We start from the raw sequence: 17,677 nt of genomic DNA on the forward strand, positions 1-17,677 counted from the left end.
GCGCATGAGCAAGGCTCTCGATCACCTGCGGCTGATGGCCCGTAACAATGCCTACGCCAACGGGCGTCTGTGTGAAGCCTGCTGTCTGCTCACCCGGCAGGAGTTCGAGGCGGATCGGACGGGTTTTTTCCCGTCCATCCGGCAAACCTTGAATCACAATCTGGAGGTCGACCGCTATTATCTTGATGCCGTTGAGGAAGGCGGGCAGGGGCGGTCGGTGTTCGGTGCGCCGCATCCGGAAACCGCGGCACGGCTGAAAGCCGCGCAGGAAGAAGCGGACCGCAGGCTGATCGCCTTTTGCGACGGCCTGCGCGCGGAGGACCTGGAGCGGACGGTCGCCCAGGACAGGGGGCCTCAAGGCGTGTTCTTCGAGACCGTCGCCAACACGCTTCTGCATCTCTTCCAGCACCAGATCCACCATCGGGGCCAGGCTCATGCCATGCTGGCCGGAACCGGTGTCCGGCCGCCGCAACTCGACGAGTTCTTTCTGGAATTCGAGCGTCATGAGACGGCGCAGAAATACCTTTAACGCAGGAACCGGGAGGAAAACCTGTGACAAAACTGTTCGAGGTACCCTTGTACCCTTACAAGCGATCGCCGGATCAGGATGCACCGGCACCGGTGCGCCGCCCCGTCGTGATCATCGGCGCGGGGCCTGTCGGCCTCGCAATGGCGATCGATCTGGCGCAGGCGGATGTGCCTGTCCTCGTCGTGGACGACAATGACAGGGTCAGCACCGGCTCGCGCGCGATCTGCTTTTCCAAGCGTTCTCTTGAAATCTTCGACCGGCTCGGCTGTGGCGGCCAGATGGTCGACAAGGGCGTCGTCTGGAATGCGGGCAGGGTGTTTTTCGGCGATCGGGAGGTCTATGATTTCAACCTGCTGCCGGAGGAGGGCCACAAACGGCCTGCCTTCATCAACCTGCAGCAATATTACTGCGAGTTGCACCTGGTGGAGCGCATCCGCGCGCTGCAGGCCGAAGGCCGGCCGGTCGAGATCCGCGGCCGCAACAAGGTCGCCGATCTCCAGTCCCGGGATGACCACACGCTGGTGAGCATCGAGACGCCGGACGGGGCCTATGAGCTTGAGGCAGACTGGCTGATCGCCTGTGACGGTGCCGGCTCGCCGGCGCGCGCGATGCTGGATCTTGATTTTGCCGGCCGGGTGTTCGAGGACAATTTCCTGATCGCGGACGTGATCATGAAGGCCGATTTCCCGACCGAACGCTGGTTCTGGTTCGACCCACCCTTCAACAAGGATCAGTCGGCCCTGCTGCACAAGCAGCCGGACGGCGTCTGGCGGATCGACCTGCAGCTTGGCTGGGACATCGACAAGGACAGGGAAAAGCGGCCGGAAAACGTCATTCCGCGACTCAGGGAGATGCTCGGCCCCGATGTCGACTTCGACCTGGAATGGGTGTCGATCTATACCTTCCAGTGCCGCCGCATGGAAACCTTCCGGCACGGCCGGGTCGTCTTCGCCGGCGACAGCGCCCACCAGGTGTCGCCCTTCGGTGCGCGCGGCGCCAATTCCGGCTTTCAGGACATCGACAATCTCGGCTGGAAGCTGAAGCTGGTGCTGGACGGCACGGCGCCGGAAAGCCTGCTGGACAGCTACACCTTCGAGCGGGAGCTGGCCGCGGACGAGAACATCCGCCAGAGCACCCGCTCGACCGACTTCATCACGCCGAAATCGGAAATCAGCCGGATCTTCCGCGATGCGGTGCTGGATCTGTCCGAACATCACGCCTTCGCCCGCCCGCTGGTGAATTCCGGGCGCCTGTCCGTGCCGGCGGTCTATGACGGATCGCCGCTCAACGGCCCTGATGCGGCCGGTTTGCCCGCGCGCACGCGGCCGGGCAGCCCGGCGGTGGATGCCCCGCTGGCAGAAGACTGGCTGCTCGAGCGGATCGGCGGTGGCTTCCGCCTGCTCGGCCTGGACGCCGAGGTGCCCGGCGACCTCCGTGTCGACGGCCTTCATGTGACGGGCACGACCCTGTCCGGCGCCCGCATCGGCCCCGAACTGAGGGACCGCTATATGGGTGGCGCACCGGCGGCGGTTTACCTGATCCGTCCCGATCAGCACGTGGCTGCGCGCTGGACCGCCTTTGACCCGGACGCGGTCCGCGCTGCTCTGGCAACGGCCCTGGCAAGGCAACCGGGCAAGCAGGGAGACGTTTCATGACCGACGCCAACGCCCCGAATCTCGACCATCCGGACGATTTCTACGCCCGCCTTCTGGAAGCCCATGAGGGCCTGAGCAAGCCGGAAAGCGATGCTCTCAACGCCCGGCTGATCCTGCTGATGGCAAACTGCATCGGCGACGGCGCAGTGCTGGAGCATCTGCTCGATGCGGCCCGCGCGCGCGGCCCGGCCCCCGGGGGGACGCAGACGGGTGCTTCAGCGGGACGCGGCAGCACCTGACGCTCCGACCAGGTCACCGAAGCCTGCCGCTGTCGGGGTGACCCCCGAGTGCCCTGCAAGACCTGGCGATCTATGGATGACCTACCTGGCATATGCGAGCTTCAAACAGTTCAAGCGCATTCGGGAGGTGGTTGAGACACCGGAACTGCTGCTTGCCCAAATGGTTGTCGAGGTGAGGACCAGGCAGTCACGATTGATGAAATCATGCTCTGCTGCAGCAACATCCGCTGGGTCACCGGTCGTGTAGCGCCCCGGATTCTGCTTCCGGTCCGGCAGGATCAGGCCGGCGCTACAGGACACTCGCGGTGCACCAGGCTCATTGATCCGAAGGATTCAGCCTGGAAATGAGATCGTGAATGCCTTGTGCACCTCCGCCCAGAACAAGGGTTGACACCACAATGTCCAGAACCGTCAATGCGGAGGTGAGGGGATCCGCCCCGGGCTCCCCGGTGCCAAAAACTTGCGCCAGAATGCGGAACCCGCCGGCTGACAGAGCTCCGCCGAGAATGGTCAGCATCAAGGTGGACAAATACTGTTTGGTGATCTTGATCTGCGCGACGTCCTCTGAGCTCGCGCGAATTGCGTCTGGGCTGAATGGATCCGGTGTGGACGCATCCCTGGAACCGCCACCCCTGGACAGAAAGGCAATCCGCTCATCCGGGGTTGCCAGTGACTCCAGGATCGCCCGCTCGTGGGACAGCTTGGCGGACTGAGCGGCTCTGAAGGCCGTTTCCCTGGTCTTGTTGGCAATCTCCTGTGGCCCGCAGATCACCGACAACAAAACTTCGACAGCGCGTTCCAACAGCAACGCCAGTGCCGCGGCCGTGCCAAGGACCGTCATGAGACTGACTGGAATTTCTTCGGAATTCATCTCGATGACTTTTGAATTCGCGCCCCATACAACGAGTGCTCCCATTGCAATGACAACGAAAACACCGCGGTTCAGCGCTTTTTTCGGAACAAATCTTGCTGGTACCATATCTGTGTCAGACATAAAGTGTCTCCTTGTGTTCACCTGTTGTTTTGGCTCGCTATCACCTTCGAGAGCTTGGGAGCCTCCAATGAGTCTCGTGTGGGGCGCTCTGTTTCATTCCGATTGTGGTGAGCCCCGAAAAATCACCGATGGTTCGGTCCATCGGCCGTCTTGCACACTGCCTCCGTCACCGGGTTCAGCGTTGTTCTCTGGCCCCGGTCAGGGTTTGGTGCCTGGTCCAAAGTGCGCCGGGGCACGATCCATCAGGTCGTTGCTGACTGCCTGCGAGTGACTGCGGCGCACACCAACGTGAGCCGGTTGGCCATGGCCGCGCATTCGAGAGCAAGCGCTGTCATCGATCCGTCCTTGTGATCTTGCCGACGCCCAGAATGAACGGGATCGAGTAACACCATAAGAAGAGTGTATCGAACGCGTCGATGTCGATGGACGGACGGATCAAACCCGAATGGGGGCCGCGAATTGGTTGATTGCATGCCAGGCGCAAGAAGTCCGTCTCAGCCGCAAATTGCCGCGTAAGCGGGTCGTCCCTGTCGCTCGGAACACCCCTGGACAAGGCCCAGCCCGGCCCTGGTGAACCATCGAAAAAGAAATCCATGCTGGCTTTCATGAGGACCCCGTCCGGACGTTGCGTCAGGGTGAAGGTGCCCTCAAGTTCATGGCCCTGTCCGGGCGTGAAAGTGCCGTGTCCGATGAGCATTCTACGTCTCCGTCATTTTGCGCGGTTCAAGGTGCCCGGCCGGGGTTTCCCGGCCGGGTCGGGCTCGTCAGGGGGCTATACGCGGTGCAAGGGTCACGGCGTGCAGCACGCCGTCGCGATCGATCTTCACCGCCGTGACCTCGTCGCCTTCCTGCACGCCTTTGCCGTCGGTCAAGAGCGCCAAAGGCAACGTCCGCCTGGTAAGGAGCGGCACCGTCATCGAGACGTTTTCCGCGTCGTCGTAGCAGGTCATTTGCTCGCGCAAGATGCCGAGCGTGATCGCCTCGCCCAGGAGCGCCGACTCGATGTAGTCGGTGTAGTAATGCACCCCGGCGATGTTGCGTCCGTTGGAGATGTTCCAGCACAATTTGTTCAACTCGCCCTCAAGGGTGAGGCCCTGCTCGATCTTGAGCGTGCGCAGGTCGATGGTCACATCATCCATGCTGACCCCCGGATCGGGGACAATCGCATCTCCGCCCGGCGGCACCACATAGGTCGGCTTTGCCGGATCATCCTTGTCGCGCATCGCAAAGAACGCCTTGAGCAGCGTCACGCATGCCCCGGCCACTGTGGCATGCCCGGCGCCATAAGCGGGATGCATTGGGGACCCTTCGGGAAAGGCCATCGGCAGGAGCCAACTCGGCGCGTTTCCAGGGCTCTGGAGATCCTTGTTGATCTCCTTGTTGTGCTCACGGACCTTTGTGAGAAGATCCGAAAGCGCGGGCTCTGTCCCCATGCCGTTGGGAAACAGATAACGCGCCACAGTTCCCCCAAGCGTGCTGCGGGCTTTGTGTCCGTGCGGAATTTCAACCGGAACTTGATTGCCGGCGCCATCGGTCTCGCCCGAGGGTTTGTAGCCGGACAAAACGGTATGGAACAGCGCCCCCAGAGCCTCCGGCCGCAAGCGGCGATGCACCTGGAATTTCGAGGCGCGTACGGCCCGCAGTGCCCGGCTTGAAACCTCGGTCACCAGCGTCAGCAGGTGCGGGCCGCCAAACACTGCGAAAGGCTCGCGGTTGCCGCCGGATCCGCCTGCACCATTGGCCGTGTTGCCATGATAGGGGATGCCCGGATCGTACGCGTAGCCTTCGGCCAGCATGATCAAGGCGGCGTTCAGATAGGCCTGATACAGCTGGTCGTCATGGACATAGGTTGCCAGATCGCGCAGCCGGGTGAGCGGACGGTATTGGGCCGCGCCCGTTGCGCTGAGCAAATCCTCGCTGACCTTTTGCTGATCCTGAACGCTTTGCCCGTCTGCTTTGGCCTTTGCCGCAAGCGCTCGCAGCACGCCGCGCGCGTCATAGGCATTTTGAACGTTACGCCAATCCTTCCAGGCCGTCATGTAATCGCGCCCCGGGGTCGCGATCCGCACCGCCTGATCGATACGCTGGGCTCCGTAGACGATCTGCCCGGACTTGCGCGGCTCGGTGCGCGCGTCTCCGGGACAGGAACCACCGGTCCCCATCACCATGAACTGCGACAGGAAAGGGGTCGGCCAGGGATCTTCACCTTCGCCCCGATAGAGGTTCTTGGGCTCCTGGGGCGTGCCAAACCGCCGCCGCCTCCGGCGTTCCTGGAGCTTCTCGTCAGTCGGTGCCGAGTGCCCCTTGAACCAGCGAAACCGCGAAAGAAGATCCGCTGAACCTTGCACCTTGGCATGGTCGTCGTTGATCCGTTTGCGTGCGGCTGCGGTCATCGAAGCGGCCAGTTCATCGACCAGGGATTTGTCCATATACGCCGCGACAGAAAGGTCCCGGTCGAGCGCCATCTGATAGACTTCCGCCATTTCCGCGACCAGCTCCGCCGACTGCGCATCCGGTGCGCGCGGGGTGGCAATCGCGAGCGCGTCCGGCCCTTGCAGAACATAAGAAAATCCGCCGGTCGGGCTTTCCCATTGACGGAACAATTTGTCGAAGGTCATCGGGTTTCCGCAGGCGTCCGTTGCGGGCGGTTTTGGAACATGCCCGCCGTCCAGATCGTCTTCGGCGTACATGGTGACAAGTGGCGCATCGGCAAAAGTTTCGGGATGGTGTTCGAGCAGACCGTCGCGAAACTTTTCATAGTCAGCAGGATCGACCAGACCGTTCTTGTCGTGCTTCAGACCCTTTCTGAAATTGAAAATATACGGGACGTCTTCACCATTGTCGGGATGCGTATCGAAGGGCATCGCCGTGGATTGCTTTGCGGCTTTGATGCGCCGCATGCAGGCCGAATGCCGGCGCGCTTCTGGATCAGGCAGTTTCATGGTCTCTCTCTCTTTGTCATCAGGCGTGCGTTGCAAAGAGCGGCGGAGCGTGCTGCCGGAGTTTTCAATCGCAACGTCTCTGCGTAACCGCCAATCTTTAGACGTCGATATTGTGCGGAGCGGCCAATACAGAAACGTTATTAAAACGTTACTGCGCGCAGAGTTTCTTGGTGCTGCGCAGTGATAAACATGAAAAAATTGTGAATATTATAAAATGGGCATTAAGTACTGCGAGTTTGCTGAGGCTTCTTGAGGTTTGTGATACGCGCGGAGGTGTTGCCGATACGGCCAGCCAATGCGGAAAGGCTGTTCCCGCCTATGCCGCTGCGTCATTGCGCCAACCGTGCGCGCGCACCACAACTGCGACTTTTCTTTGGCCCTAGGAAGCGCCCGATGTGACGTGAAACAGCCTTCGCAAGCTTTGCTTCTGGTCGCGCGAAAGCCCTGCGACGCCGAACAGGTGCCGGTCAGATAGAACTGGCGCCTGCAAAGGTGGATGGTTAGGTTTCCTCACTCACCACATGATTGGTCCGGAATGTCCTTCACGATCCGACAACTTCAGTATTTTGTCGCGGCTGCCGAGCGCAGTTCGATTTCCCGGGCGGCCAAGTCCCTGAACATTTCCCAGTCCTCGGTCACCGAGGCGATCAAGGAACTGGAAAGCGATCTCGGCGTGGCCCTGTTCGAGCGGCATTCCCGGGGGCTGACGATCACCCACAAGGGGCACCAGTTTTTGCGCCATGCCACATCCATCATGGCCAGCGTATCGAACGCGAGGCGGGCCTTCGTGGAGCCGCCGGACGCGTCGCCGGGACGATTGCAGCTCGGCGTGACGTCACTGGTCGCCGGCTATGTCCTGTCGGATATCCTGTCGCGCTTCCGCCGGGCCTATCCCGGCGTGGAGGTGAGTGCCCTTGAGGACACCGGCGAATATCTGGAACACCTGCTGATCGGCGGTGAGCTGGACGTTGCCGTCATGGTGGTCTCCAACTTGCGCGACACCATGGCCCTGCAATCGGAAATCCTGGAAGTGTCGCCCTATCGTCTCTGGCTGCCGATCGGCCACCGGCTGGAAACGCCGGACAGCGTCTCGCTGCCCGATCTGATGGGCGAGCCGCTGATCATGCTGACGGTCGATGAGATCGAGGAGGCGACCGGCAAGCTTCTGGGCGCGCTGGGCTCGCGGCCGCCCGTCGCCTTCCGCACACGCTCGGTCGAGGCGGTCCGTTCCCTTGTCGCGACCGGCGCGGGCATTGCCATTCTGCCGGATCTTGTCTACCGGCCCTGGTCCCTGGAGGGGGACCGGATTGAATCCCGCGATGTGAGCGGCAGCCTGCCCGTGGTTCAGGTCGGCATCGTCTGGCGGCGGGGATCCACCCCCAATCCGACCACGGCCAACTTCATCGAACTGGCCAAGGCTCAACGGATGCTGCGCAACCGCTGACAGAGGCTTCCCGGCCTGCACTCTCAGTCCAGGCCGGTTACGGATACGGTCGGTATTTTGATATCGGAAATACCGATGGCACCTTTCTGATTTTTGAAATTGCGATTGCGAAGGCGGCGGAGCACTCTTGCCGGCATAAAAACCAGAATAAGCGCCTTCCGCACACGTGATCCTTGAAGAGGGGAACCTTTGATGATGAAGAAATTTCTGAGTTGCTGTTCGATAGCAACGATTGTGGCATCCCAGGCCGCAAGCGTGCAGGCCGCAGACATGGTGACGGAACTGGGCGCGCCGGAAGGCACGGTCTCCATTGTCGCCTGGCCGGGGTACATCGAGCGCGGTGAGACCGACAAGAATTTCGACTGGGTCACGTCGTTTGAGGAAAAGTCCGGCTGTTCGGTCGAGGTCAAGACCGCGAACACCTCCGATGAAATGGTTGCCCTCATGAACGAAGGCGGCTTTGATCTCGTGACCGCATCGGGTGATGCCTCCCTGCGCCTGATCGCCGGCAAGCGGGTTCAGCCGGTCAACGTGGACCTGATCCCGAGCTGGGGCGATGTCGATGACCGCCTGAAAAGCGCGCCCTGGCATACGGTCGACGACGTTCACTACGGCACGCCCTACATGTGGGGTCCGAACGTCCTGATGTACAACACCGAAGCCTTCGCCGAAGCACCGACCTCCTGGAAGGTCGTCTTCGAGGAAATGACCCTCTCCGACGGCGAAAGCAACAAGGGCCGGGTTCAGGCTTATGACGGTCCAATCCACATTGCCGATGCCGCCAATTATCTGATGTTCCACAAGCCGGAACTGGGCATCAAGAGCCCGTATGAGCTCAATCAGGAACAGTATGACGCCTCTCTTGACCTGTTGCGCGCACAGCGCAAGCTGGTCTCGCGCTACTGGCATGACGCCTTCATCCAGATCGACGATTTCAAGAACGAAGGTGTCGTCGCCTCCGGGTCCTGGCCGTTTCAGGTCAACCTGCTGAAAGGCGAGGATCTGCCGATCGCTTCCGTCCTTCCCCAAGAAGGGGCCACGGGCTGGGCGGACACCACCATGATGCACGCGGACGCCGAACACCCGAACTGCGCCTATCTGTGGATGGAGCACACGCTCTCGTCCAACCTGCAGAGTGACCTCTCGGTCTGGTTCGGGGCCAACCCGTCCGTTCCGGCGGCCTGCACCGACGGGCGCGGCATGCAGACCGCGGAGGGCTGCACCGCCAACGGACTGGACGACTTCGACAAGATCAAGTTCTGGACCACGCCGGTCTCCAAGTGCGACAGCCAGGAACAATGTGTTCCCTACTACCGCTGGGTGTCCGATTATATCGGCGTGATTGGCGGCCGCTAAGCCGGGACAGCTTTTCGAAGGAACCTCAACGGACCCGCCTGCCGGCCCAGGTCACTGGCTCATCCATGAGACCGTGACCCGGCCGGCTGGCGAAGGAACCCCCTGTGAACATGCAATCTGCCGTCCTTTTCAAGACAGTCTCCCGCCACTACGGCGACATCCGGGCCGTCGATGCGGTCGATCTGGAAGTCCGGGCGGGCGAGTTCTTCGCCATGCTTGGCCCCTCCGGCTCGGGCAAGACGACGAGCCTGCGCCTCATCGCCGGGTTCGAACAGCCGACCTCCGGACACATCGAGATCTTCGGCGAGACCGCCGAGGGGGTGCCGCCCTATCGGCGCAACGTGAACACCGTCTTCCAGGACTATGCTCTCTTTCCCCACATGAGCGTGCGCGACAACGTCGCCTACGGTCTGATGATCGCCGGCATGGGCAAGAAGCAGCGGCGCGCGAAGGCGGAAGAGGCTCTGGAACTTGTCCGCCTGCCGGGCTACGGCGACCGCGCGACCAGCGCCTTGTCCGGCGGCCAGCGTCAGCGCGTTGCCCTGGCCCGCGCACTGGTGAACGAACCCAAGGTCCTGCTTCTCGACGAGCCGCTTGGCGCGCTGGATCTCAAGCTGCGCGAGCAGATGCAGGACGAGTTGAAAGGCCTCCAGCAGAGCCTCGGCATCACCTTCATTTTCGTGACCCACGACCAGGGCGAAGCCCTGTCCATGGCGGACCGTGTCGCCGTCTTCAATGAGGGCAGGGTCCAGCAGGTCGGAACCCCGGAAGCAATCTACCAGCGCCCGGATACGCCCTTCGTGGCGGATTTCGTCGGATCGTCCAATGTCCTGCCTGCGGATATGGTCCGGGAATTGAGCGGCAGGGCAGGGACGGCCAGCCTGCGTCCGGAAGCCATTCGCCTCAACGGCGGATCGGGTCCTGAGGCGACCGTCGTCGGGCTCAGCTACATGGGCGGGGCAACAAAGGTCAGGCTGGCGTTCAGGGACATGACCCTGATGGCTCTGGTCGCCTCCGGCGGCGTGGTTCCGCAAAAAGGCGACACCGTCACCATAGATTGGGCCCCCGAGGCACTGCACGTCATGGGGCAGGGGACATGAGTGTCGTCACCGCTTCGGCCATCCTGCCGGTGCAGCCGGGCCTGTTGGCCCGCTTCTCCGATGTGCTCTGGCGCAGGCCATCCGTTCTGCTTGCCGTCCTTCTGGGCCCGCCGGTGCTCTGGCTCGGGGTGATCTATCTGGGCTCGCTCTTCGCGCTGCTGGCGCAGAGTTTCTTCTCCATCGACGAATTCACCGGGCTCATTCAGTATCAATGGACCCTGAAGACCTACGGGGAACTGCTGCACCCGGTCAATCTGGACATCATCGCGCGCACCGTGCTGATGGCCGCCGCGGTGACGATCGCGGCCGCGATCATGGCGTTTCCGGTCGCCTATTTCGCCGCCCGCTATGCAACAGGGCGCTGGAAAGCCCTGTTCTACATCGGTGTCATGCTGCCCCTGTGGTCCAGCTATCTGGTCAAGGTCTATGCCTGGAAGCTGATCCTTGCCAAGGAGGGCATTCTGACCTGGGCTTTCACCAAGGTCGGATTGATGCCCGTGCTGGAGGCCTTTCTGGCGATCCCGGTCATTGGCGGCAATTCCCTGTCGGTCAGCTACATCGGAACCTTTCTCGTGTTCCTGTATGTGTGGCTGCCCTTCATGATCCTGCCGCTTCAGGCCGCCCTGGAGCGTGTGCCTGCCAGCCTGCTCGAGGCCTCCGCCGATCAGGGCGCAAAACCGTCGCAGACCCTGCGCCATGTGCTGCTGCCGCTCGCCTTGCCGGGCGTGGTGGCCGGGTCCATCTTCACATTCTCGCTGACCCTCGGAGACTACATCATCCCCCAGATCGTCGGATCCTCGCGTCTCTTCATCGGCCAGGCGGTCTATGCCCACCAGGGCACGGCCGGCAACATCCCGCTTGCGGCCGCCTTCACCGTGGTTCCGATCGTGATCATGGGATTCTATCTCTGGGGTGCCAAGCGGCTGGGAGCGTTCGATGCCCTTTGACCGTACCGCGAAAAGCAAGAACGGCAAGGCCCCGCTGGGCCTGAAGATCGCGGCCGCCGGCGGGCTCCTGTTCCTGCATCTGCCGATTGCGCTGATTTTCGTCTACGCCTTCACCACGGAAGAAAAGAGCTATCAGTGGCCGCCTCCCGGCCTGACCGTGAAGTGGTTCGCCGTGACCTGGGCAAGGCCGGACGTCTGGGAGGCACTGACGCTGTCGCTGCAGGTGGCCGCCATCTCCACGCTTGTCGCCATGGTGCTGGGCAGCTTCTGCGCGGCGGCTGTCGCAAGGTCGCGCTTTTTCGGACGGGAGGTGGTGTCGCTTCTGGTGATCCTGCCGATCGCCCTGCCGGGCATCATCACCGGCATCGCGCTTCGGTCCGCCTTCAATCTCGCGGACATCCCCTATTCCATGTGGACGATCATTCTCGGTCACGCGACCTTCTGCGTGGTGGTTGTCTACAACAACGCGGTCGCCCGCTTCCGCCGCACCTCCGCCTCGCTCATCGAGGCGTCCATGGACCTGGGCGCCAACAGCTTCCAGACCCTCCGGCACGTGATCCTGCCGAACATCGGTACGGCGCTGCTTGCCGGCGGCATGCTCGCCTTTGCCTTGTCCTTCGACGAGGTCATCGTCACCACCTTCACGTCCGGTCAGCAGGCGACCCTGCCGATCTGGATGCTGGAAGAACTGGTGCGCCCCCGTCAGCGGCCCGTCACCAACGTGGTGGCCATGGTGGTGGTTCTCGTGACCTTCCTGCCGATCCTCGGCGCCTATTACCTCACCCGCGACGGCGACAAGGTCGCCGGTCACGGCAAGTGACATGACGCGAACAGACAGTTCACACAGGAGCGACCCAATGGATACCCAAATGCTCATCGGCGGTGCTTTCGAGGCAGGTACGGAAGCCGAGGAAGCCATCATCAATCCGCGCACCGGCGAAACCATTCTGTCCCTGCCGGAAGCCTCGCTCGACCAGGTGGAACGGGCGGTAGCCGCCGCCGACAAGGCCTTCGCCACCTGGTCCAGAACCACACCGGCGGACCGGGCGGGCTATCTTTTGAAGATCGCCGACCGGATCGAGGCGGAGGCCGATGGCTTTGCTGCCCTGGAGGCCTTGAACTGCGGCAAGCCGATCAATGCGGCCAGGGAAGACGAAATCCCGGCCATCGTCGATTGCTACCGGTTCTTCGCGGGTGCGGTCCGCTGCGTGCCGGCCTCGGCGGCCGGCGAATACATGGAAGGCCACACCTCGATGATCCGGCGGGATCCGATCGGCATCGTCGCCTCCATCGCCCCCTGGAACTATCCGCTGATGATGATGGCCTGGAAGCTGGCGCCAGCCATCGCCGGCGGCAATACGGTGATCTTCAAGCCCTCCGAGCAGACCCCGCTGACGGCGCTCAAACTGGCCGGGATCCTGGCCGAGGAACTGCCGGAGGGCGTCGTCAATGTCGTCCTTGGCCGCGGCGACAGCGTCGGCAATGCGCTGATCAACCACCCCAAGGTCAACATGATTTCCATTACCGGGGATGTCGCCACAGGCAAGAAGATCCTGCAGGCTGCCTCCAGGACGGTAAAGCGCACCCATCTTGAGCTCGGCGGCAAGGCCCCGGTCATCGTCTTCGACGACGCGGATCTGGAAGCCGTGGTCGAGGGGCTGAAGGCGTTCGGCTATTACAATGCCGGTCAGGACTGCACCGCGGCCTGCCGCATCTATGCAGGCGCAAAGATCTACGACAGGTTCGTCGCCGAGCTGTCGTCCGCCGTGTCCTCCATCAGATTTGCTCAGGAAGACGACACGCAAAACGAGATCGGGCCGCTCATTTCCCTGCGCCAGCGCGACAGGGTCGCCAGCTTTGTGGAACGGGCGCTGGAACAGCCGCATATGGAAGCGACGGCCGGCGGCAAGATGCACGGCGGCAACGGCTTCTTCTACCAGCCCACCGTGATCGCGGGAGCGCTCCAGTCGGACGAAATCGTGCGCCGGGAAGTGTTCGGGCCGGTGGTCTCCGTCACCCGCTTCAGCGAAGACGAAGAGGCGGTCAACTGGGCCAACGACAGCAATTACGGTCTGGCGTCTTCCGTGTGGACCCGGGACGTCTCCCGGGCCATGCAGACCTCCGCGCGCCTGCGCTACGGCTGCACCTGGGTCAACACCCACTTCATGCTGGTCAACGAGATGCCTCATGGCGGCCTGAAGCAGTCCGGCTACGGCAAGGACATGTCCCACTATGCCCTGGAAGACTACACCGCGGTCCGCCACGTCATGATCGCCCACGGCTGACGCTGCAAGCGCAGGGTGACGTCTGCTCCAGTTTGGCACCATTTGAGACCGCCGGGCCGTCTCGGATAAAGCGGCAGTGCCGCTGGCGGGCGCTGTCGCACGCGCGCCTGTCAGGCCGGTGACGGCCGGGCCCGGTTTCCGGGCGATCCCGGCCAAAACTATTGGGGAAACCTTCGGGCACGGCGCAAGGATTGCCCGACGCGCTTGCCGGAAGCCATGTGACCAGAATGGACCTTGAAAAGAATGGTCGGAGTGAGAGGATTCGAACCTCCGACCCCCTCGTCCCGAACGAGGTGCGCTACCAGGCTGCGCTACACTCCGACGTGTTGTTTGGATCTTGATGCAAAATCCAACGGGAACAGCGGGGCGGACCCGCGCTGCGTGGAGCGTCATTTAGCAAAGCTGACCTGTTCCCGCAAGGGCTTTGCTCCGGCACCCCGATTTTTTTTGAAAACCGCGAAATCCCGCAAGGGGACAGCCCGACCGGGAGGCGGGTTCTGGAGGTGACGCGGCTGCCCGGGCAGCCCGCATGTGCCGGTTTCCGCTGCCTTTCGACACACCTTTCCGCCGGGCCGGGCGCGGTGCTGTCTCCTGGCCTGCCGGGCCTCTCGAGCCCCGTCCGAACACCCGGGGACTGGTGCGCCACGCGCCATGACGGGCCCCGTCCCCGAGAGGTGCCGGGGCGCGCCAGGCCGGTTCTGAAACGCCGTGTAAATCCGCCTGGGGAAAACCCTGGGCGAGGGCAGGGGCAAGAGCCGCGGCAAGGCTTGCGCATCTCAAACGACATCGTTATACAGCGTTCCCACGGCCTTGGGGTGTAGCCAAGCGGTAAGGCACCGGTTTTTGGTACCGGCATGCGAAGGTTCGAATCCTTCCACCCCAGCCAGTTTTTCCTTTTCGAAAATTTGTTTTTGAATCTGTGCAGCTTGAAGCCCAATTCGCAGGATGTACCTTGTTGTTGTAGCGCGCAACTTCGTTTGGCGTTTCGCGCAACTTCACTTGGCACCCAAATTTTTTCCAAATGGAGCCTTTTTTGGCGTTTAAATTCGCCTTGTTTAATCCTCTTTCATTTGACGTTAAAATATCGCTTTCGGAGCGCGCGGGTTTGAGTGCCCTCCTGCAGGATTTTGCGAGTCGACCTCTTTGCGTCCCCGTTCCAGTCGTTCGCGACGGGTCTGAGGAATCCTAGAAGCCGCTATTGTTCGGGGCCGAGTTTCAGCCAGGAAAATGAAAATTTGCTGGATTGATTAGCACCCATCGGCGCCCTCGGCGTTCAAGAGTGCCGCTCACTGCCACTGGACGCCCAGCCGCATGGGCTTCGACGGCCTGAAGGTAGTCTGTGGCGCTGAGCGAAGTCCGCACGGTTATATCCCCAGTCGCCTCACTCGACCACAAGATGGCGACCTCGCGCTCACCCATTGTGTCCGTCAGGTCGGAAGGGTCGGCTTGTGACGCGAGTCTAATAACCCGGCCAAATACTGTTTCTTCCCATGACATTACCCGCGCTCGGAGTAACTTCGCCGCTTCTCTGATAACCTCGACTTGAGGCCGCCCAAGCTCGAAATGCGCTTCCTGCGGGGGGGCAGCGTGGGTACCCACCCATTCGGGGCTGAAGGAAAAATCGAAAGCGATCCCATTGGGGGAAGTACCGTCGATCAATGACGCTAGTTGTTCGCACACATTTGCACTAAAACCCGTCTTGATCGAATCGGTGATGGGGTCGGCGCTATCAGCCGAAACCGCTACGGACACGGTCCTCATGCCTCGCACCATCCGTTGGATAACGCGCCGTTCGAAAGGAGGGGCGGGTGCGATACCGGGTAGAACAGCTTGGTTGTTTGGCTCAAGGGGAGATTCCACTGTGAAGCCGAAGCTACCCCGGAACGTGTGACCGAAGCGGCAGCGGTTCGCATATTCTGACGCCTCCTTTTTCGTCCTCAGGAAATAGGGTAGCGGCTCCAATTCAGTATTGGCCGTAGCGGCCAACACATTTCTAATACCGCTTACGAAGCTTTGAGCCATTTCCATGCGAATCGAGTCATCAACAACTAGAGCGTCTGGAATGCGAGAGCGAACAACATCGAAGGCCACCTCGCGGATTGCTCGGGCAACATCCAAGGTCGAGCGATCCTCGACGACCGAAAGTGCATCGATCACCCGAGCCACTTGCGAAGCATACTCCGAAGATTGCACACTGTTCGGCACAATAAGCTCGATAGCCTCAAGGTCCGGAGCGCTGGACACGTAAACCACAAAGTTTCGGCTGCCGCCCTCACGGCTTTGAAGAAGCACTGTCGCGGCTAGAGTCTCTAGACTGTCTGCCTCTGGTTCGGCGACACGGACATGCCAACCTGTGGCGGCAAGGTATCGCCGCAGCATGTCCAATGGCACGGCGCCCGGCCCGGTCTCGCGGAGATCCTTCATGCCGCCTGCTTCTCCCGCCGCGATTTTTCCGCTTCGAGCAGCTGAATGAGGCTGTCCGGAGTAAGGAGCTGGGCGATCGGTATCTTAACCCGTTTCGTCGACTTTTCGTTGTCTACTGGCGTGCCTTTGAAGGTATGGTAAAAACAACAATTCCGCAAAGTCGTGAAGTCCGCGGTGACCGAGTGCCAATCCGCAGAATTCTTAGGTAGGCACAACAGGACCAACATCAGAGTGGTCTCCGCCGCCGAACGAGAGACAATATCATTGTAGGTCTTAGATTCTAGATCGTAGACGACGTGGTTTTCGTTGATCTCCCAGTCGACTGTCGACTTCGCTTGGAAATCAAGCGGGAAGCCCGACACCACGCGTCGCTTGCCGCGGTGAACCACCGTGTTGCAGCTTCCGTCAACACCGTAATCATGGACGTGGGCGTGTCCAAGAAGCACGCCTGCCGACGCGCAGATCGCATATATATGCGCTGCACACAGGTTTTCTTTCGTATGCTCGATCGTAATTGGCACTCAAAACCCCCGGGCCGTGCCTCCCTGAATATCGTCCGCTACAATAAAGTCAAATGAAGAAGTTCGCTGAAAATACGGTGAAAGCAGCTTGCCTTTATCTTTGGGGATCTACTGACGGCATCACTTGGCTCTTTGGTCAAAGCGACGGAGGAACAATCGGGCAGTCACCAGGATGATTTGGAGTCGAAAAGTAGCATCTTCCTCCTCGGATAGACCTGGATGGCCTCCATGCGGATGCATCCTGTTCATCAATCCCTGAACATATTGGGGTTTCTGATTGTTAGCATGCCACTCATTGTAATCTGAGAGTAGGAATGGCGGCTCCAGGATGCCCAGAAAATCTCGCTTCGCCTTGCTGTCCTGGCCACCTGTATAACCGAGCTTGTCGGCGATTTCATTCAGATAACTCTCATAGAATTTGCGAAGTTCGCCGTTTGCAGGCGACCATTCTCCGCGCTGGAATGCCGAAAGCGCCAACCTGAGGTGGCCTCTGGCCACTGTGAACCCATGTCGATCAAGAAGTTGGACAATTTCATTTTCTGCTTCCCGAAATTCAAGTTCGGGAACATCGGCGGGAAGCATTCGGGCGAGCGTCATCACCGTTTCGATTTGTGTTCCGCCCCAACGGGAATTCGATTCGATTTCGATTTCGATGACTTCAAACCCGTCGAACCGTAATCCCGCAACGAGCTTCTTCCAGCTATCAGCACGCTTAGCATTTTCCGGGGCTTTGATGGCTAACTCGACCAAGGCTCTGCCGAGGGTTACAAGACCGACTTCTGTCATGACCTCGATGTCCTCGTCTGCGGCTATTCGAGCTAGTGCCGCGACGCGCCCTGACTTGCTTGAAGCGTTGCATCGACCTGATATACCCCACTGGACTTCGAGCACCTCCATATCGTTATGCGTGTTGAACGCCGCCACCACTTCGGCTGCGGCGACAATGGTCATGCGATTAAAGTCGTTCATACGCCCCCCGGTGCTATTCGAAGGGCAGTTTGCTGGACTGAGATAATGTGCGCAAGTTGATTTCTTGCTTGAACGAAATTCCGACCTAAAGTCTATTTTGAACGCAAACGGATGTCTGCTTTCTTGGCTCCGCTCCCGAAAGGCGGCCGGTCTCTTGGCGGCCCCGAACCTGTCATTCCATCGCGCGGCATCGAATGAATAGCCCCTAGATTTGTAGACGCCTTCTTTCCTAAATTTGAGGCAAGGAGGCCATGATGGGCACGAGCAATTTC

Annotated in this window: 15 protein-coding genes and 2 tRNA genes; 10 read left to right on the top strand and 7 right to left on the bottom strand. The window is 60.9% G+C overall.

Annotated features, from left to right (window positions below):
- The first annotated feature begins 4 nt into the window (after positions 1 to 4).
- From WNZ15_RS19455 to WNZ15_RS19465, 3 genes are read left to right on the top strand one after another with little or no spacing between them, the layout of a single operon-like run.
- Positions 5 to 529 carry a DinB family protein gene (locus WNZ15_RS19455; RefSeq protein ID WP_342894673.1) on the top strand — a complete coding sequence of 175 codons (525 nt, stop codon included), beginning with the start codon at positions 5 to 7 and terminating at the stop codon, positions 527 to 529.
- A gap of 23 nt (positions 530 to 552) precedes the next feature.
- Positions 553 to 2,184 carry an FAD-dependent oxidoreductase gene (locus tag WNZ15_RS19460; protein ID WP_342894674.1) on the top strand — a complete coding sequence of 544 codons (1,632 nt, stop codon included), beginning with the start codon at positions 553 to 555 and terminating at the stop codon, positions 2,182 to 2,184.
- The gene (locus tag WNZ15_RS19465; protein WP_342894675.1) at positions 2,181 to 2,423 is read left to right on the top strand and encodes a DUF2783 domain-containing protein; all 243 of its coding nucleotides are present in this window, start codon (positions 2,181 to 2,183) and stop codon (positions 2,421 to 2,423) included. Before WNZ15_RS19460 ends, WNZ15_RS19465 begins: the two co-directional genes overlap by 4 nt.
- A 316-nt stretch (positions 2,424 to 2,739) precedes the next feature.
- Here the strand turns inward: WNZ15_RS19465 and WNZ15_RS19470 are convergent, their stop codons facing one another.
- The 3 genes from WNZ15_RS19470 to WNZ15_RS19480 form a co-directional block, all read right to left on the bottom strand.
- On the bottom strand, positions 2,740 to 3,417 hold the full coding sequence (locus tag WNZ15_RS19470; RefSeq protein WP_342894676.1) for a hypothetical protein: 678 nt from the start codon (positions 3,415 to 3,417) through the stop codon (positions 2,740 to 2,742).
- Positions 3,418 to 3,748: 331 nt separating this feature from the next.
- A complete protein-coding gene (locus tag WNZ15_RS19475) occupies positions 3,749 to 4,114 on the bottom strand; it encodes a hypothetical protein (protein ID WP_342894677.1) in 366 nt (121 codons plus the stop codon).
- A gap of 67 nt (positions 4,115 to 4,181) precedes the next feature.
- Positions 4,182 to 6,359, bottom strand: coding sequence for a hypothetical protein (locus tag WNZ15_RS19480; protein ID WP_342894678.1), 2,178 nt, complete (start codon positions 6,357 to 6,359; stop codon positions 4,182 to 4,184).
- A 535-nt stretch (positions 6,360 to 6,894) separates the two neighbouring features.
- On the opposite strand from WNZ15_RS19480, the gene WNZ15_RS19485 reads away from it, so the two are divergent.
- From WNZ15_RS19485 to WNZ15_RS19510, 6 genes are all read left to right on the top strand, one after another.
- Positions 6,895 to 7,803 (top strand): LysR family transcriptional regulator, encoded by a 909-nt coding sequence (locus WNZ15_RS19485; protein ID WP_342894679.1) that lies wholly within the window; start codon positions 6,895 to 6,897, stop codon positions 7,801 to 7,803.
- Positions 7,804 to 7,998: 195 nt separating this feature from the next.
- The gene (locus WNZ15_RS19490) at positions 7,999 to 9,159 is read left to right on the top strand and encodes an ABC transporter substrate-binding protein (protein WP_342894700.1); all 1,161 of its coding nucleotides are present in this window, start codon (positions 7,999 to 8,001) and stop codon (positions 9,157 to 9,159) included.
- Between the two features lie 110 nt (positions 9,160 to 9,269).
- Complete coding sequence (locus WNZ15_RS19495) at positions 9,270 to 10,259, top strand: ABC transporter ATP-binding protein (protein ID WP_342894680.1); 990 nt, start codon at positions 9,270 to 9,272, stop codon at positions 10,257 to 10,259.
- On the top strand, positions 10,256 to 11,206 hold the full coding sequence (locus tag WNZ15_RS19500) for an ABC transporter permease (RefSeq protein ID WP_342894681.1): 951 nt from the start codon (positions 10,256 to 10,258) through the stop codon (positions 11,204 to 11,206). The genes WNZ15_RS19495 and WNZ15_RS19500 overlap by 4 nt, the downstream gene beginning before the upstream one ends.
- Positions 11,196 to 12,026 (top strand): ABC transporter permease, encoded by an 831-nt coding sequence (locus WNZ15_RS19505; protein WP_342894682.1) that lies wholly within the window; start codon positions 11,196 to 11,198, stop codon positions 12,024 to 12,026. Before WNZ15_RS19500 ends, WNZ15_RS19505 begins: the two co-directional genes overlap by 11 nt.
- A 37-nt stretch (positions 12,027 to 12,063) precedes the next feature.
- Positions 12,064 to 13,491 carry a gamma-aminobutyraldehyde dehydrogenase gene (locus WNZ15_RS19510; protein WP_342894683.1) on the top strand — a complete coding sequence of 476 codons (1,428 nt, stop codon included), beginning with the start codon at positions 12,064 to 12,066 and terminating at the stop codon, positions 13,489 to 13,491.
- Between the two features lie 244 nt (positions 13,492 to 13,735).
- Here the strand turns inward: WNZ15_RS19510 and WNZ15_RS19515 are convergent.
- Positions 13,736 to 13,812, bottom strand: a tRNA-Pro gene (locus tag WNZ15_RS19515).
- A 490-nt stretch (positions 13,813 to 14,302) separates the two neighbouring features.
- Between WNZ15_RS19515 and WNZ15_RS19520 the strand changes: the two genes are divergently transcribed.
- Positions 14,303 to 14,377, top strand: a tRNA-Gln gene (locus WNZ15_RS19520).
- 329 nt (positions 14,378 to 14,706) lie between these two features.
- On the opposite strand, the gene WNZ15_RS19525 is transcribed toward WNZ15_RS19520, so the two are convergent.
- From WNZ15_RS19525 to WNZ15_RS19535, 3 genes are all read right to left on the bottom strand, one after another.
- On the bottom strand, positions 14,707 to 15,915 hold the full coding sequence (locus tag WNZ15_RS19525) for a hypothetical protein (RefSeq protein ID WP_342894684.1): 1,209 nt from the start codon (positions 15,913 to 15,915) through the stop codon (positions 14,707 to 14,709).
- Entirely contained in the window at positions 15,912 to 16,436 is a 525-nt protein-coding gene (locus WNZ15_RS19530; RefSeq protein WP_342894685.1) for a DUF4365 domain-containing protein, read from the bottom strand. The genes WNZ15_RS19525 and WNZ15_RS19530 overlap by 4 nt, the downstream gene beginning before the upstream one ends.
- 120 nt (positions 16,437 to 16,556) lie before the next feature.
- The gene (locus WNZ15_RS19535) at positions 16,557 to 17,405 is read right to left on the bottom strand and encodes a hypothetical protein (RefSeq protein WP_342894686.1); all 849 of its coding nucleotides are present in this window, start codon (positions 17,403 to 17,405) and stop codon (positions 16,557 to 16,559) included.
- Positions 17,406 to 17,677: the final 272 nt, after the last annotated feature.

This window comes from Roseibium sp. AS2 (genome assembly GCF_038900065.1).
Classification (GTDB): domain Bacteria; phylum Pseudomonadota; class Alphaproteobacteria; order Rhizobiales; family Stappiaceae; genus Roseibium.

Bases quoted from the DNA above. Each gene is read 5' to 3' on its own strand.
- WNZ15_RS19490 (WP_342894700.1), top strand. From the start codon at position 7,999: ATGAAGAAATTTCTGAGTTGCTGTTCGATAGCAACGATTGTGGCATCC.
- WNZ15_RS19495 (WP_342894680.1), top strand. From the start codon at position 9,270: ATGCAATCTGCCGTCCTTTTCAAGACAGTCTCCCGCCACTACGGCGAC.
- WNZ15_RS19475 (WP_342894677.1), bottom strand. From the start codon at position 4,114: ATGCTCATCGGACACGGCACTTTCACGCCCGGACAGGGCCATGAACTT.
- WNZ15_RS19470 (WP_342894676.1), bottom strand. From the start codon at position 3,417: ATGTCTGACACAGATATGGTACCAGCAAGATTTGTTCCGAAAAAAGCG.
- WNZ15_RS19455 (WP_342894673.1), top strand. From the start codon at position 5: ATGAGCAAGGCTCTCGATCACCTGCGGCTGATGGCCCGTAACAATGCC.
- WNZ15_RS19485 (WP_342894679.1), top strand. From the start codon at position 6,895: ATGTCCTTCACGATCCGACAACTTCAGTATTTTGTCGCGGCTGCCGAG.
- WNZ15_RS19500 (WP_342894681.1), top strand. From the start codon at position 10,256: ATGAGTGTCGTCACCGCTTCGGCCATCCTGCCGGTGCAGCCGGGCCTG.
- WNZ15_RS19505 (WP_342894682.1), top strand. From the start codon at position 11,196: ATGCCCTTTGACCGTACCGCGAAAAGCAAGAACGGCAAGGCCCCGCTG.
- WNZ15_RS19535 (WP_342894686.1), bottom strand. From the start codon at position 17,405: ATGAACGACTTTAATCGCATGACCATTGTCGCCGCAGCCGAAGTGGTG.
- WNZ15_RS19480 (WP_342894678.1), bottom strand. From the start codon at position 6,359: ATGAAACTGCCTGATCCAGAAGCGCGCCGGCATTCGGCCTGCATGCGG.
- WNZ15_RS19510 (WP_342894683.1), top strand. From the start codon at position 12,064: ATGGATACCCAAATGCTCATCGGCGGTGCTTTCGAGGCAGGTACGGAA.
- WNZ15_RS19525 (WP_342894684.1), bottom strand. From the start codon at position 15,915: ATGAAGGATCTCCGCGAGACCGGGCCGGGCGCCGTGCCATTGGACATG.
- WNZ15_RS19465 (WP_342894675.1), top strand. From the start codon at position 2,181: ATGACCGACGCCAACGCCCCGAATCTCGACCATCCGGACGATTTCTAC.